The 15532-nt window shown below is 49.2% G+C and carries 16 protein-coding genes; 4 read left to right on the plus strand and 12 right to left on the minus strand.

What is annotated here, in order from left to right; all coding sequences use genetic code 11:
- Positions 1-145: 145 nt before the first annotated feature.
- From C7R91_RS08350 to C7R91_RS08360, 3 genes are all read right to left on the minus strand, one after another.
- A complete protein-coding gene (locus C7R91_RS08350; RefSeq protein ID WP_047070017.1) occupies positions 146-1879 on the minus strand; it encodes a sigma-54-dependent Fis family transcriptional regulator in 1734 nt (577 codons plus the stop codon).
- A gap of 105 nt (positions 1880-1984) precedes the next feature.
- Complete coding sequence (locus C7R91_RS08355) at positions 1985-2374, minus strand: hypothetical protein (RefSeq protein ID WP_047070019.1); 390 nt, start codon at positions 2372-2374, stop codon at positions 1985-1987.
- Between the two features lie 7 nt (positions 2375-2381).
- Positions 2382-2582 carry a helix-turn-helix transcriptional regulator gene (locus C7R91_RS08360; RefSeq protein ID WP_047070021.1) on the minus strand — a complete coding sequence of 67 codons (201 nt, stop codon included), beginning with the start codon at positions 2580-2582 and terminating at the stop codon, positions 2382-2384.
- A 296-nt stretch (positions 2583-2878) separates the two neighbouring features.
- Here C7R91_RS08360 and adh point away from each other — a divergent pair, with 296 nt between their 5' ends.
- Positions 2879-4399: an aldehyde dehydrogenase gene (gene adh, locus C7R91_RS08365; RefSeq protein WP_047070023.1), complete on the plus strand. Its 1521-nt coding sequence runs from the start codon at positions 2879-2881 to the stop codon at positions 4397-4399.
- 3 nt (positions 4400-4402) lie between these two features.
- Complete coding sequence (locus tag C7R91_RS08370; RefSeq protein ID WP_047070024.1) at positions 4403-4753, plus strand: DUF779 domain-containing protein; 351 nt, start codon at positions 4403-4405, stop codon at positions 4751-4753.
- 57 nt (positions 4754-4810) lie between these two features.
- Here the strand turns inward: C7R91_RS08370 and C7R91_RS08375 are convergent, their stop codons facing one another.
- On the minus strand, positions 4811-6430 hold the full coding sequence (locus C7R91_RS08375) for a DEAD/DEAH box helicase (protein ID WP_047070026.1): 1620 nt from the start codon (positions 6428-6430) through the stop codon (positions 4811-4813).
- Between the two features lie 18 nt (positions 6431-6448).
- Entirely contained in the window at positions 6449-7075 is a 627-nt protein-coding gene (locus C7R91_RS08380) for a class I SAM-dependent methyltransferase (RefSeq protein ID WP_083995076.1), read from the minus strand.
- 168 nt (positions 7076-7243) lie between these two features.
- On the opposite strand from C7R91_RS08380, the gene C7R91_RS08385 reads away from it, so the two are divergent.
- On the plus strand, positions 7244-7936 hold the full coding sequence (locus C7R91_RS08385) for a response regulator transcription factor (RefSeq protein ID WP_047070028.1): 693 nt from the start codon (positions 7244-7246) through the stop codon (positions 7934-7936).
- Positions 7914-10067 (plus strand): sensor histidine kinase, encoded by a 2154-nt coding sequence (locus C7R91_RS08390; protein ID WP_047070029.1) that lies wholly within the window; start codon positions 7914-7916, stop codon positions 10065-10067. Before C7R91_RS08385 ends, C7R91_RS08390 begins: the two co-directional genes overlap by 23 nt.
- A 63-nt stretch (positions 10068-10130) precedes the next feature.
- Here the strand turns inward: C7R91_RS08390 and C7R91_RS08395 are convergent, their stop codons facing one another.
- The 7 genes from C7R91_RS08395 to C7R91_RS08425 are packed head-to-tail and all read right to left on the minus strand — an operon-like array spanning position 10131 to position 15360.
- Positions 10131-10394 carry an HPr family phosphocarrier protein gene (locus C7R91_RS08395; protein ID WP_083995077.1) on the minus strand — a complete coding sequence of 88 codons (264 nt, stop codon included), beginning with the start codon at positions 10392-10394 and terminating at the stop codon, positions 10131-10133.
- 28 nt (positions 10395-10422) lie between these two features.
- On the minus strand, positions 10423-11262 hold the full coding sequence (locus tag C7R91_RS08400; RefSeq protein ID WP_047070031.1) for a Cof-type HAD-IIB family hydrolase: 840 nt from the start codon (positions 11260-11262) through the stop codon (positions 10423-10425).
- Positions 11263-11275: 13 nt separating this feature from the next.
- Entirely contained in the window at positions 11276-12598 is a 1323-nt protein-coding gene (locus C7R91_RS08405) for a 6-phospho-beta-glucosidase (protein WP_047070033.1), read from the minus strand.
- Positions 12595-12921: a PTS sugar transporter subunit IIA gene (locus C7R91_RS08410; RefSeq protein WP_047070034.1), complete on the minus strand. Its 327-nt coding sequence runs from the start codon at positions 12919-12921 to the stop codon at positions 12595-12597. The genes C7R91_RS08405 and C7R91_RS08410 overlap by 4 nt, the downstream gene beginning before the upstream one ends.
- Before the next feature lie 11 nt (positions 12922-12932).
- Positions 12933-13679: a chitin disaccharide deacetylase gene (gene chbG, locus C7R91_RS08415; RefSeq protein ID WP_047070036.1), complete on the minus strand. Its 747-nt coding sequence runs from the start codon at positions 13677-13679 to the stop codon at positions 12933-12935.
- Between the two features lie 21 nt (positions 13680-13700).
- A complete protein-coding gene (celB, locus tag C7R91_RS08420; protein ID WP_047070038.1) occupies positions 13701-15050 on the minus strand; it encodes a PTS cellobiose transporter subunit IIC in 1350 nt (449 codons plus the stop codon).
- A 7-nt stretch (positions 15051-15057) separates the two neighbouring features.
- Positions 15058-15360, minus strand: coding sequence for a PTS sugar transporter subunit IIB (locus tag C7R91_RS08425; RefSeq protein WP_015893830.1), 303 nt, complete (start codon positions 15358-15360; stop codon positions 15058-15060).
- Positions 15361-15532: the final 172 nt, after the last annotated feature.

The following is a 15532-nucleotide window of genomic DNA, read 5'->3' on the forward strand; positions in this document are numbered from 1 at the left end:
CCGTATCATACCCCTGACCGGATAAAAGGCTATCATCCGTTCTCTCCATGCCTCACTTGTCAGGTGACATTGCAAAACAAACGCAACAAAATGTTGCAACACACATTGCAACATTTATTCACTTCAAGCCATACCGTTTCATCCATTATGGCTCTTCCTGATTAATCGGTGCTCCAATCTGGTATTCTTCTATTTTGCGGTACAACGTATTTCGACCAATTTGCAGCATTTTAGCCGCTTTGCTGACATTACCGCCACTTTTCTCGAGCGCCTTTTTGATCGCTTTTCTCTCTGTTTCACGCAGCGAAGGTATGGCATGATCCGAAGTCTCAGACGTATCGGCTTCCATCAATCCCTCGAGCTGGATGTGATCGCAATCAATGGTGTCCCCCTCTGCCAAAAACACCGCTTGAATCAGCACGCCTTGCAGTTCCCGGATATTGCCCGGCCACGAATAAGCACACAGCTTATCCTTTGCTTCCGTGGTCAGTATGTATGGTTGTTCTGTGTCGATCTGCTGCAATAGATGCTCCGCCAACTGGATGATATCACTGCGCTTTTTCAACGACGGCAAATGAATGGTGACCCCTTTGAGCCGGTAGTACAGGTCAGCCCGAAAACGTCCCGCCTTGATCTCCTCTGACAGGTTTCTATGCGTAGCGGCTATGATCCGCGCATAAATCGGGCGGGATTGATTGCTCCCCACCGGGGTGACGACCTTTTCCTGCAAAACGCGCAGCAGTGCCGCTTGCGCACGCAAAGACATATCCCCGATCTCATCCAAAAAGATCGTGCCCTTTTTCGCCGCTTCAAACTTTCCGATTCTACCTTCCCGATGCGCCCCTGTGAATGATCCGCTTTCATATCCAAACAATTCACTCTCGATCAAATTTTCTGGAATTGAACTGCAGTTCACTGCGATAAACGGCTCATGCGAGCGCGGACCTGTCTCATGGACCATCTGAGCGAACAGCTCTTTCCCCGTACCGCTCTCCCCCAAAATAATCACAGGAAAGTCTACCTGAGCAGCCTTTTGTCCGAGCATCTTTGCCTGCAGGAAGAGCGGGCATGAACCAGCTAGACGCGGAAAGGGCTTCAGCTGTACTTTGGGTGCCGCAGACCAAAAACGCGGGCGATGATCTTTCACATGACGGCCAGCACGCTCTTGCTCCGCACTTACTCTTGTCCCCAAGGCTTCCTTTCCGAGCTGCTGCTGCGCGGCTTCATTTAGGCCCACGATACGCTCGTCCCGATCCAAGCCGACGAGTGCCAGCTTTTCTCGACCATCTCTTGAGCTTGATGATGTTGGCAAGGCAATCACGCGTTCCGCATCTGCTAACAAAAAGCGGTTTTGCAGAGCTTCTGCGATCATGCAAGCAATGGTTAGGGCAAACGGGTGGGAATATTCTTTACGCGTACTAATGTCAATGATGCCCAGCAGCTCACCCGCTGGTGAAAAAATAGGTGCCGCCGAGCATGCAAGAAAGCGATTTTCCAAGAAGTAGTGTTGCTCTCCCTGTACCTGAATCGGCTGTTGCGCGATCAGTGCTGTCCCAATCGCGTTGGTTCCTTTGTAATCTTCTGTCCAGTTCGCTCCGATTTGCAGCTGTACTTTTTGTGCCTGGTTGGCGAAGACCGGGTCCCCGATCGTTTGTATAATATTTCCTTCCCGGTCAGACAAGAGTGCAATGTGCTCAGTCGATAACAAAAAGGGAGCAAGCTTGTTAAAAAGCGGGAGACTTTCACGAATCAGAGGGTGATTATCCTGAATGATTTCTTTGATTCGTCGGGCAGAAATGATTTGATCATTGGCCTTCTCCGTAGCCTTGAGGTTCGATTTCTGACAGCGCTTCCAAGATTGCTGAACAATCGTCGACAACACGATTCCCTCCCCCAAAAATCATTCCCTCTCAGTATAACATGAGAGTCTTTGCTATAGAAAAACCAGTCGAACCACGAGCACATTTGTCCGACTGGCTGCTATTTATCTGAATTTCCGCGAATAGAAAAATTCCGTAATTGGCGCCACAATGAACGTCAAACCGACGACGACTGCTAAAGGAATATTTTGAATGTCATTAAGTGCAGTAACCCCTTCCGACAGAAACAGGACCGCAGCAGACAGCACCATAAGCGCATAGTATCCGATTCTCGCACTTTGCGTCTTGATATGCTTGTCCAATTCGTCACTTTCACTGTATTTCCCGCCCTCGTAGTCTCCCCAGGTGATCGAGTTCAACAAGTACGACAGTGCAATGCAACCGAAAATGATCGTGCTTGCATCCAGCATCTCATAACGAACCCACCGATAGCCTCCGTGCCCTGCGATCGCCAACAATAGGATGGATGAAACAATCACGTTGAACTTTTTCATGGTTTTCTCACTCCTCACTGTATGGTTGAAACAGCTCGTCAATCGTTACCCCTAAATTGCTCGCCAAATCAAAAGCCAATTGCAGGCTCGGGTCGTATTTGTTGTTCTCTATCGCATTGATCGTCTGTCTGCTAACCTTGCACAGCTCAGCCAACCTGCCTTGCGAGATGTTCCCTTTTTCTCGAAATTCCTTTATTCGATTTTTCATGGAGTTGTTCACCTTCCATTTACAGGTGGGTGTAAAAAACCTTTTACACCCAAACTATAGAGCAAGACAACGAGACATGTCAAACATGTTTTACACCCCTAGCCGTCATCGGTCATTTTCCGACACATATCCACTCTTTTGTCCCAATACGGAACACAACATGCTCCATTATGGAACAATTTCTACCCTCATCCATTCAAGAAAACGCTGTCATTTCGAGCTTTTTCACGTTGGTACGAGACTTGCTTTTAGAGAGGGCTGTAAAGAAATATGTGATAAATGAGGAGGCGCTCGCAATGATCTATGCTCAGCCCGGCCAAGCCGGTTCCAAGGTGACTTTCAAAAACCGCTATGAAAACTACATCGGGGGTAATTGGGTTCCGCCAGTGAAAGGTGAGTATTTCGAAAACGTATCACCTGTAACAGGCAAGGTCTTTTGCGAGGTAGCCCGCTCGACAGCCGAAGATATTGAGCTGGCACTGGACGCTGCCCATGAGGCAAAAGACGCGTGGGGTCGTACCTCTGTTGCACAGCGCGCGAATATTTTGTTAAAAATCGCGGATCGGATGGAAGCAAATCTGGAGATGCTGGCAAATGCAGAGACGTGGGAAAACGGCAAGCCCGTTCGTGAAACACTTGCGGCCGACATCCCGCTGGCGATTGATCATTTCCGTTACTTCGCCGGAGCAATCCGCGCTCAAGAAAGTACACTCGCTGAAATCGATAACGATACGGTCGCTTATCATTTCCATGAGCCACTCGGTGTCGTTGGTCAAATTATTCCTTGGAACTTCCCACTGCTCATGGCTACATGGAAGCTGGCTCCAGCCTTGGCTGCGGGCAACTGCGTCGTCCTCAAGCCAGCGGAGCAAACACCTGCTTCCATCTTGGTGCTGATGGAGCTGATCGGCGACCTGCTCCCTCCTGGCGTCGTCAACGTCGTGAACGGCTTCGGTCTGGAAGCGGGTAAACCTCTCGCTTCAAGCAACCGCATCGCGAAAATCGCCTTTACGGGTGAAACGACCACAGGGCGCTTGATCATGCAATACGCTTCCCAAAATATTATTCCGGTGACGCTGGAGCTGGGCGGAAAATCGCCAAACATCTTCTTCCCGGATGTGGCTGCAAAAGACGATGCCTTCTTTAACAAAGCCATTGAAGGATTCGTACTGTTTGCGCTCAACCAAGGCGAGGTTTGCACATGCCCATCCCGTGCGCTCATTCACGAAAGCATTTACGACCAATTCATGGAGCGTGCCCTGCAACGCGTAGCCAATATCAAGCAAGGAAATCCGCTCGATACGGATACGATGATTGGCGCACAGGCTTCCTTGGAGCAGGTAGAAAAAATCCTCTCCTACCTGGATATCGGCAAACAAGAAGGCGCAGAATGCCTGATTGGAGGAGCTCGTGCACAGCTTGCAGGTGATCTCGAGGGCGGCTACTACATCCAGCCAACTGTCTTTAAAGGGCACAACAAAATGCGTATCTTCCAAGAAGAAATCTTCGGTCCGGTCGTCTCCGTAGCGACCTTCAAGGATACAGAAGAAGCGCTCGCCATGGCAAATGATACGTTGTATGGCTTGGGTGCAGGTGTATGGACACGCGATACGAACACAGCCTACCGCATGGGACGCGAAATCCAGGCTGGTCGCGTCTGGACCAACTGCTACCATGCTTACCCGGCTCACGCAGCGTTTGGCGGCTACAAAATGTCCGGTATCGGCCGTGAGACACACAAAATGATGCTGTCTCACTACCAACAAACGAAAAACCTGCTGGTCAGCTACAGCGATCAAGCTCTGGGCTTCTTTTGATCAATGAGCCAGCCAGAAAAAGTGCTCGCGACAGATGCTGCACTGGTATTAATAGAACGGCTTCGCGCCAAACACGGTGACCTGATGTTTCACCAGTCAGGGGGCTGCTGCGATGGCAGCTCCCCTATGTGCTACCCGCTCGGGGAATTTCTTGTAGGTGAGCAGGACGTTCTGCTGGGCGAGATCGGTGGTTGCCCGTTCTACATGGGCAAAGCGCAGTATGAGTATTGGAAGCATACGCAGCTCATCATTGACGTCGTAAATGGGCGGGGCGGAATGTTTTCGCTGGAAGGACCTGAGGGGGTACGCTTCCTCACACGTTCACGGGTATTTCCGGACACGGAACCGGAATAAAAAGAAGACCGCTCCTGCCTTTTTACTGGCTGGAACGGTCTTTTTTTGCCTGGATGGCTATCTCGATTTTTTGCGAGTGGTACGTTTTGCTGGAGCAGTGCTTGCTCGATTGCCTTGTTTTGCATTCGGACGGGCTGAGCCGCGTTGTGCAGGCACTGGCTTGCGCTTGGAATTGCTCGACTTGTGTTCGAATCCACCTGTTGCTCGGTTACCTTCCTTCGGTTTACGATCAAAGCCACCTGTTGTTGCTCGGTTACCGTCCTTCGGCTTGCGTTCGAACCCGCCTTTTGCACGGTCTCTGCCCTTTGAGTTGCTCTCATAGCGACCTTCTACGCGTTCACGTTTCCCTGAATTACGCTCAGAACTGCCTCCCTTTGCTTGAGCTTGACGTCGTCCATCTCCATCCCGTCGCTCTCTAGAACCTTGTTGTCTTCCCTCAGCGGACTTTCCTTTCCCTCTGGCCTCTCTGCCCTGCTTGTCCCCGCGCCGCTCTGCTTTCTCGGCTCGCTCCCTCTCAGGCCTTTGCTTTTTCTCATCTCCCTGCTCTCCGCGATCCATTTCACGCCTCTCCAGAGACAGTTTGATCCCTTCTTCAATCTCTCTTAGCTGCCCCCAATCCTTCGCCGCTACCAAGGTAAAAGCGGTCCCTTTTTCCTTGGCTCGCCCCGTTCGACCAATCCGATGTATATAGCTGTCCACATCTTCCGGAATGTCGTAATTGAACACATGCGTGACACCCTCCACATCAAGCCCGCGCGCTGCCACATCCGTTGCGACCAGAAACTGAATTCTTGCCTCGCGGAATCGCTTCATGACATCCTCGCGCTTCGCCTGCGACAAATCGCCGTGCAACTCGTCAGAAATATAACCGAGACCTTGCAGCGCAGCATTCAGCTTACTCGCTCTGCGCTTCGTCCTGCAAAAAATCACCGCGAGAAACGGCCGTTCCTCATCAAGCAAACTGCATAACGTAGCTTGTTTTGCACGGTCTGTCGTCTCCACCACGATTTGGCGAATATCCTCTAGCGTGATGCGTTTGCCCTGAACTTTGATATTTACTGGCTTTTGCATAAAGCGCTTTGCCAGTGATTGCACCTGTTCCGACATGGTGGCCGAAAACAGCATCGTCTGTTTATCGAATGGAGTTTTCGCCATAATATCTTCTACCTCTGGCAAAAAACCCATGTGGAGCATTTGATCCGCCTCATCCAGGACAAACATCGACACCTGTGATAAATCGATCGTCCCTCTCCGCAGATGATCCAGTAAACGCCCCGGCGTAGCGATGACCACTTGTATTTTTCCTGCCAGCTTCCTCAGCTGTTGATTGACGTCTTGTCCACCATACACAGCAAGCACATGGATATCATCCAGCTTTGCTACGAGCTTTTTCACCTCTGCCGTGATTTGCAGAGCTAGCTCCCGCGTAGGCGTCAAAATCAATGCCTGAACATGCGTAGCTTGCGGATCAGCTTTTTCCAGGATCGGCAGGACAAAAGCAAGCGTCTTACCTGTTCCCGTCTGTGCTTGTGAGATTACATCTTTTCCTTCGAGCACGACTGGAATTGCTTTCTCCTGAATCGGTGTCGGTTCGGTAATCCCGTTTTCTTGTAGTGCGTGTATCAATTCCTTGCGAATTCCCAATCTCCAAAAATCAGCCAGTTTCGCCATCTCCATTCTTGAATCAACCCGTAATTATTTCGTACAAACTGCCATGCCGATAAAATATCGCACGCCATCGCGAGGTGTTTTTTCAAACGTAACGCCTCTCTGATAGTACATATCCACGTCAGAATAGCGTACAAACAGCTCCGCGAATTCTTCCGGCGTCAGCTGGTGAACATGGAAGGGCTCACTCGTCTCTTTGCCCCGCCCTCTGCCAAATGGACTGGACAGCACGAGCGTACCGCCTGGTTTCAGCATCCGATACAAGTTATCCATAAACAGCAGATCGTCTGCGACATGTTCAATGGTCTCAAAGCTCAAAATCGTATCAAACAACCCCAATTGCTCGGGTAGCGCCGGATCAAGCGCGTCACCCTGCTGATATGTAATCTTTTGATGGTTGTATTCCCGATTGGCATACAATATCGTCGCCTCATCGTCGTCGACTCCGATCAGTTCTGTCAGCTCTCGTTTTCGATCCTTTGCGATCATATGACATCCGTAGCCAGTACCGCAAGCAATGTCCAACACCCTGCCTTTTACATAAGGAGCAGCAAAATAATATCTGGCTATGTGCTCCAACAGCATGCCATTCGTAGGTTTTAACAGCTTGGGGATGATTCTCTCCCCTGTCCATTCCAGCAAAGCAATCACCAATTTTCTCGTATTCTTCCTCACATCTTACCTTATTTATCAGCTTGATCCTATCAGCTAGCATTTCCCGAACGCAGTTTATTAAGAAATTTGTAAGACATTTCATTACTGTTTTGTTAGAGCTGGGCGTTAAGATAGTACTATGAATGCATTCATAAGGTGGGACGAATCATGACCAAATATCAAGTCCTCGTAGTCGACGACGAGGCTGAAATCCGCGACGCAATCGAAATCTATCTTAAAAATGAATCCATGACCGTATTCAAGGCTAGCAATGGACTGGAAGCGTTGGAAGTACTGGAGAATGAAGAGATCCAACTCATCCTGATGGACATCATGATGCCAAAAATGGACGGAATGACCGCCACCTTTCAAATTCGCCAGAAAAAAAACATCCCGATCATCATGCTGTCTGCCAAGTCAGAGGATACCGATAAAATTCTCGGGCTCAACATCGGTGCCGATGACTATGTGACGAAGCCTTTTAATCCCTTGGAGCTCATCGCCAGGGTCAAATCTCAGTTAAGACGTTTTACCAATCTGGGAAGCGCTCAAATGACAGAGGATGAGATTCAGGTACGCGGCTTGACCTTGAACAAAAGCACAAAAAATGTAGCCATTGACGGTAACGAGGTCCGGCTGACTGCTACTGAGTACAAAATCCTGGAGCTGTTAATGGAAAACAAAGGCCGGGTGTTTTCGATCGAGGAAATTTATGAACGGGTCTGGAGAGAGCCCTATATGAACGCGGAAAACACGGTCGCTGTCCACGTGCGGCGCATTCGGGAAAAAATAGAGATCAACCCGAAGGAACCTAAATACTTGAAGGTGGTATGGGGAATTGGATACAAAATCGAAAAATAAGCGCTTTGCGGTGCCCGTGCTGATCGTCCTGATCGTGAGTATTTCGCTCGCTCTCCTGACGATGGCCGATCTCTACCATAAACGCGAGAATCTCCATGAGGATAATTACTTTCAAAGCTCAGGCTTCAATCGTGAATTAGAGACATTTGCCGAGCTGGTGAAAAAGGTTCATGTAGATTATGCAGACTTCACTCCAGGAAAGCTGGACGAGAAGACAGCCAACGAACTAAAAAAAGAGCATGAGGAAACCCTCCGAACGATTAAAGAAGATAACCCGCTCTTAGATTCGATAAAACGGGCAAAAAGTGAGGGTGACAACGAGAGAGTCGCCCAATTAACGGAAGAATATTCACAAAGCTTGCAAGAAAACATCGCAAAAGCAACGTCGCATTATCAGGAGCAGGTGAACAACAGAATCGCCGAAAGAGATACCGAGTACGAGGAACAAAAAAACAGCCTCACCTTGCGAAGCGGCTCCTTCAAATACTACGTCACCGATAAAAAGAACAACAAAGTTTACACCAATCTCGCGCAAGAACCTACAGAATGGGAACTAGCCCGATATGCGCGCTATACAATCAACCTCCCTAATACGAACGGGGATTTGGAAAGCATCAATCGCACTTATCAACTGAATCAACTAAGCGGTATCTTTTATGTCCCAAAAGAACCAGACGGATATAGTCAGGTCCACGCAGATGCCCTTTACTACGATTCCATTCGGGAGCGGCTGATTGGCGAGTTTGTCTTGCTTACGGTTACTCTCCTTATCATTGCTTTTAGCTTTTTATACTTGCGAACAGGCAAACCGGCGGAAGTGCCTATTGTCACAAAAAGCATGGCTCTGTTCCGCCTTATCCCGCTGGATATTCGGATGGGTCTGCTGTTCGTACTTGGAATTACGTACTTCCTTATGTTGGCGAACCTGCGCTTTTTCTTCTTGCCGATTGAAGGTGAGCATATCTTTACCCTTGCATTCGTATCCTTGTTCACCGCTTACCTGCTTTTACAATTGCTGGAGGCGCGGCTCATGTACAAAGAACCTGAGAGATTCTTGCAACAGTGGCAAAAGAGTATCTTCGCCAGACAACGTGTCCTTCTTCAAGAAAGCTACGCCAATCGTGGCATGTTCTTCAAAGTATCCACGTTGTTTATCCTGACTGTTATGTTTGGAATGAGTATCGGTTTCGGATTCGTCGCCCTAATCGAAAGGTCTGGTGGCTTACTGTTTTTCAGCTTTTTGTATGGCATGTTTTACATGGTCGTGGTTTTCCCATACTCGCTTAGACGCTTAGGACTGATGAACCGCATCATGCAAGGTGCCTCCGAAATGGCTGGAGGCAATCTGAACACTACGATCCAGAAGGTAAAAAAAGGGAAGTTATCTGATCTCGCGCACTCTCTCAATAACATCACAAAGGGACTCAAGCACGCGATGGAGGAGCAGATGAAGAGCGAGCGCATGAAATCCGAATTGATCACCAATGTTTCTCATGATTTAAAAACACCGCTGACGTCGATTATCAACTACGTTACCTTACTTAAGCAGGAAGATTTGACACCTGAGGAACGTAAGAACTACGTCGATGTCTTGGATCGCAAAGCAGATCGACTGCGCGTCCTCATCGATGACCTGTTCGACGCAGCCAAAATGTCCAGCGGTGCGGTGGAACTGAATATCGAGCAAGTGAATGTAGCCTCCCTGCTCAACCAATCCATCGCTGAATTCAGTGACAAAATCGAGCAATCGACGCTCACTTTCCGTGTAACAACGGAACAGCCGAAGATCATCGCACCTCTGGATGGCAAGAAAACATGGCGTGTATTCGAGAATCTGATCGGCAACGCCCTGAAGTATTCCATGCCGAATACACGCGTCCTGATCCATTTGGCAGAGACACAGGACGAGGTTATCCTGTCGTTCAAAAATGTCTCCGCCTACGAAATCGACTTTGACGCACAGGAACTGTTTGAACGGTTCAAGCGCGCTGATCAATCCCGTCATACCGAAGGCTCTGGCCTCGGCTTGGCTATCGCAAAAAGCATCGTAGAGTTGCAAGGCGGCAGGCTGTCTATCGAGATTGATGGCGATTACTTCAAAGTCATGGTCGTATTCAGCAAGCACCCATAAGGATCAAATAGGAAAGCCAGTGCCCGATCGTCAGGCACTGGCTTTATTACGTGGTTCTCCCTATTAGATGGCAAAGTTCCTTTCAAATAGGGCTTCTATACTGGCAGCCACTTCTTGCTCATCGGCCCCCTCCACCTCAAACATAATTTCATCTCCGGTCTTTACCCCCAGAGCCATTACGCTGAGGATGCTTTTGCCATTAGCCTGCTTGTCATTGTAGATCATCTTGACCGACGAGCTATACTGATTGAGCAGGTTCACCAAGACAGAAGCAGGGCGAGCATGGAGACCTCCACTCACGACTACCTCAAGATTCATTCGGATCAATTTCACGCCTCCCTTCCTGTCTGAATGCTCACAGAAAAAACTTCCTAATGACTTCTGCTACCCCATGCCGATCGTTCGTTTCCGTGACATGCCGAGCCAGCTGTTTCAGATCATCAGGAGCATTGCCCATCGCCACACCCATTCCGGCGAATTGGAGCATCTCTGCATCATTGTAATTGTCGCCTACAGCAACGATTTCGTCAGGCTGAATCGCAAGCCTCTCACTCACTACGGCAAGACCACTTGCTTTGGAGATGCCCACAGGCAATATTTCCAAATTATTCGCGCCCGATGCCGTCACGCGAATCCCCGGAAGCTCGGCTTTCTCCAGCTCTTGTCTTGCTGCCAACAGACGCTTCTCGTCGCCCGTGACGAATATTTTCGGGGCGCACACTTCATGTTTTTGGACGTATCCGGCTATCAACCGCGAAGCCTGGATTTTGAGCGGGTATTGATTTTTCCAGAGCTGGCGCAGTGTCCAGGCATTTAACAGCGGAAAAAAGTCCGTCCACTTCCACGTGCGATTTGTGACAGCATAAGACTCATGCAGCAACATGACATCCAAGCCATGCGATACGAGTATATCTGTAATCCTCGCCGCTATCTCATGCGGAATACGCTGAACATACAGCACCTGGTCCGTCTTGGGATCTGCGACGTATGCGCCATCATGGGAAACAAGTGGTGCGCTGATCTGGAACTGCTGCGCCAACGATTTGGCCGAAGGGTACGCCCTGCCGGTTGCCAGTGTGACGTGGACTCCTTGCTTCACTAACTGGCTGATGGCCCGCTCTGTTACTTTGGATAAGGTATGGTTCGACATCAAAATCGTTCCGTCCACATCTAAAGCGAGGAGTTTGTATTTCACACGAGTCCCATCCTTATGTGACGGGCTTGAAAAACTGGGGCAGATGCTCCTTGTGCGCCTCCAGCATCTCATCGAGTATTTTTTTGGCGATCACATCAGACGGCACCAGCGGGTTAATATTCATCGCCAATAACGCCTTATGGTAATCACCCGTTACAGCTGCTTCAGCTGCCACTCGCTCAAACGATTTGATTTGCTGTACGAGTCCACGCACCGGAACAGGCAAGTCACCAACAGCCAAAGGAATCGGTCCTTCTCTTGTAATGACGCAGTTCACCTCGACTGCCGAATCATCCGGAATGCTGGCAATCGCTCCATTATTGCGAACATTTACCGTTTGGATATCGCGCTTGTCGTTGTAAATGGAGTAAATCAGATTGCAGGCAGCCTCGCTGTAATAGGCCCCGCCGCGTTTCTCCAACTGCGGAGGCTTGATATCCAAGTCTGGGTCTTCATAGAGCGCAAACAGCTCTGCTTCCACCTGCTTGACCACCTCAGCCCGCGTCCCCTTCTGCTCCGCTTCTTCCAGCTCATGCTCAAGCATCGTGCGGGTCTGGTAGTAGTAACGATGATACGGGCACGGGAGAACCCCCAATGCTTTGATGAAATCTTTATCCCAGCCAAGGTCCAAAATGTTTTGCATCGTAATGCCGGATTGGTCGCCCGTTATTTTGTCGATTACCTGGGAAATGACGTTTTCCCCATCCAGGTACACACCCAGTCCGAAGATCATATGATTCAATCCAGCAAAATCAATATGAACCCGTGATTGATCGACACCTAAAACAGTGGCAACACCCATTTTCATCCCGATGGGAACATTGCATAATCCAATGACCTTTTTGCGATTGGTATACCGCAGCACTGCCTCTGTGACCATACCAGCCGGATTCGTGAAGTTAATCAGCCAAGCATCTGGACATAGCTCCTCCATGTCACGACAAATGTCCATAATGACCGGAATAGTACGCAAGCCTTTGAACAAGCCGCCGGGACCATTGGTTTCCTGACCGATCACCCCGTATTTCAAAGGAATCCGCTCATCCTTGATTCGCGCATCCAACAGACCCACGCGCATTTGTGTCGTAACAAAATCTGCACCTGCAAGTGCTTTTCGCCGATCCTGCGTCAAATGGATCTCGATAGGCACCCCTGCCTTTTCTACCATCCTTTTTGCCAGGGCACCTACTGTTTGCAGCTTTTTCTCGCCCTCTGGAATATCAACCAGCCACAATTCTCGCACGGGCAATTCATCGTAGCGCTTGATGAAGCCCTCCACCAGCTCAGGTGTATAGCTAGACCCTCCACCGATCGTTACAATTTTGATTCCGCTCATACTCCTGCCTCCTTGCCTGCATGGATTTGGCTGTACAGCTCGACAAACTCCGTAGCCAAATCCTTGACTGTTATCGCGTTCATCAAATGATCCTGGGCGTGAATCATGAGCATGCTGATCTCAGTTTTTTCGCCCGCTATCTCCTTCTGGATAAGTGCCGTTTGATTTTGGTGTGCACGACTGAGCTCTTCTCCTGCACGCTTCAACGCGTCCTCTGCACCTGACAAATCTCTATTTTTAGCCAGAGCGATCGCTTCCATTGCCAGACTCCGCGCGTTTCCTCCGTGAAGGATTAGTTGAAAAATAACGTCTGTATGGTCCATTCTATCTCCACCTATCCAAGTTCGCTAAAAGTCACGAGCTGTATTTTTTGATCACGAATGTACTGCTTTAACTCTGCTGCTGTTAAGATTTTCAATTCTGTGGTTCGTTGCTTTGCGTATGAACTGCCTGTCAGTAGCGCTTCGTCCAAATAAGCAGGGTGCGTCATAATCTCCACTACAGGATAATCTGCCATATCCTCTACGATCTTGACGAAGGATTGTACGGTTAGGTCGTCTCCATAAAAATGATGAGAAAAGCCTTCTGTCGTCAAAACACTCGATTGGTCTCGCTGCTCCTGTGTCCCGGACATCCACGGATAGCGAACTGGCACCCTATATTCCTCTGCCAGCTTCAGAACAATCGGCAAAACGGCTGGATGTGCATGTACATGGTGGTGGCTGTCGATATGCGTCAGCTTGAGCCCCGACGCCACGAACCTCTCCAATTGAGCCCGCAGCTCCCGCTCGATCTCCTCCGGTGCAGCAGAAATCAAATGATCTTGCCCGCGTCGAAAACGCCCCTCTCCATCCGTTAGCGATGGTACATCCTGACTGACTGGCGCTCCGCATGTGAGTACCAGATGAATGCCTACTCCGAGCGATGGATGTTCTTTGGCCAGCCCTACAGCATGCTCGAACCCCTCCATATTGACCATCAAGGTCGCAGAAGTAACGACTCCTTCCCGATGTGCTTCGACGATGCCCAGATTGACGCCTTTGGAATACCCAAAATCGTCTGCATTCACAATCAATTTCATAGATAGCCTCTCCTCTAGCGATTACATAGTCACAGCTGTATCGGAAGCAGTACCAGCCTTTTCTTCACTTACCTTTTGTTTATCCCACAAGCGAAAGAACGGGTAGTAAATCGCGAGCGAAATGAGGAAGTTCACCGCTTGAAGAACCATCCCCGATACTTTTCCGCCCGTAGCCAAATATCCACTGACAAATAATGGTGTCGTCCAAGGAACAGATACTCCGCTTGGCTTTGCTACCCATCCGAGCGACATCGCAAAATAGCTGATAATAACCAATATGACAGGGGTAAACACAAACGGAATAATCAAGAGCGGGTTCATGACGATCGGCATTCCGAAAATGACCGGTTCATTGATGTTAAACAAACCAGGTCCGATCGAGAGTCTGCCGATGTTTTTCATCTGTTTGCTTCGTGCCATGAATACCATCAGGACAACGAGAGCCAAAGTGGCACCTGATCCCCCTGCATATATCCACATGTCAAAAAATTGCGTGGTGACGACGTTCGGCAATTCACCGTTCGGATTTGCCTGAAACGCCGCTCTGTTCTGGTCCATCAGTGTCAGCCAGATGGGACTCATAATGCCGCCGACTATCGCCGCACCATGCAAACCAACAGCCCAGAGTATATGAATAAGCAACACGCAGATGATGGCGCCAATCAAGCTGCTGCCGACCACACTCAATGGTCCGACAAGCAAATCTTTTACAATATTATGAATACTTTCGAAAGAGGTGTTTTCCAGTAGAATCCGAATCAGCCAGACAACGATAAGCACAGCACCCGCAGGGATCAATGCCACAAAAGAGCGGGAAACAGCAGGGGGGACTCCGGGTGGCATGGAGATGACGATTTTCATTTGGATGATTTTGCGATAAATCTCGGTTCCTAAAATCGCCAATATCATGGCTACGAACAATCCCTGGCTACCCATGAGCGTAACCGGAATGACTCCGCCTACCTCTTGAGCTGCACTCATTCCCTCAGGGGTGAACATTACTTTATACGGAGTAGCGAGCAAGAAGGAAGCAACAGAAATCGCTCCAGCCGACAGCGGGTCGACCTTGTATTTTTCTGCTAGTCGGTAGGCGACGCCAAAACTGACGATCAATCCCATGATGTCAAAAGTAGCGCCTACCGGATACAGCAGCTTCGTCCGCCATTTTTCGCCGAAAACTCCGCTCATGAATTCGTCATAACCAGGTATCGGTATGAAGCCAATGATGAGGAACAGTGAACCAATGATCAACAAAGGCAAAGTAAGGATAATTCCGTCACGAATGGCCTGCAGATGCTTTTGTTCCGCCATTTTTCCTGCTATCGGCATCATGCGGTTTTCCATAAATGAAATAAATCCGCCCACACGCATCCCCCTCCTACTGTTTTAGACGAAGTGCAAACTCAAGCACGTTTTTCCCGTTCAACGTTCCGTAATCGACCGTGCTGATTACGTCTACAGGAATTCCTCTGGATGCCCCTTCTTTTTTCATCTCTGTCAGCTTGTAACGAACTTGAGGCCCCAACAAGAGCACTGCTGCTTGATCGATATGATTTTTGACTTCATCTGCGGAAACTGCCCATATTTTTGCGTCCAACCCTTTTTCTCTGGCAGCCTCCTCCATTTTTTGAACCAGCAAGCTTGTCGACATACCCGCTGCACAACACAATAAAATATTCATTGTACCCCCTCCTCTCAACGAGTGATGCCTTACTGTAAGAGCAAGTTGCGTGCCAAAACACCAAAAAATGTATGCGCTTACCAAGAAAACCGCATGGTTAGTCATATTTCGCGACCTTATTGGCTACCCTCCCCATTAGTGTTTTTATGTAAGCGCTGTAGTGTTTGATTTT

The sequence above is a fragment of the Brevibacillus formosus genome (genome assembly GCF_003013405.1).
In the GTDB taxonomy this organism is placed as follows: Bacteria; Bacillota; Bacilli; order Brevibacillales; family Brevibacillaceae; genus Brevibacillus; species Brevibacillus formosus.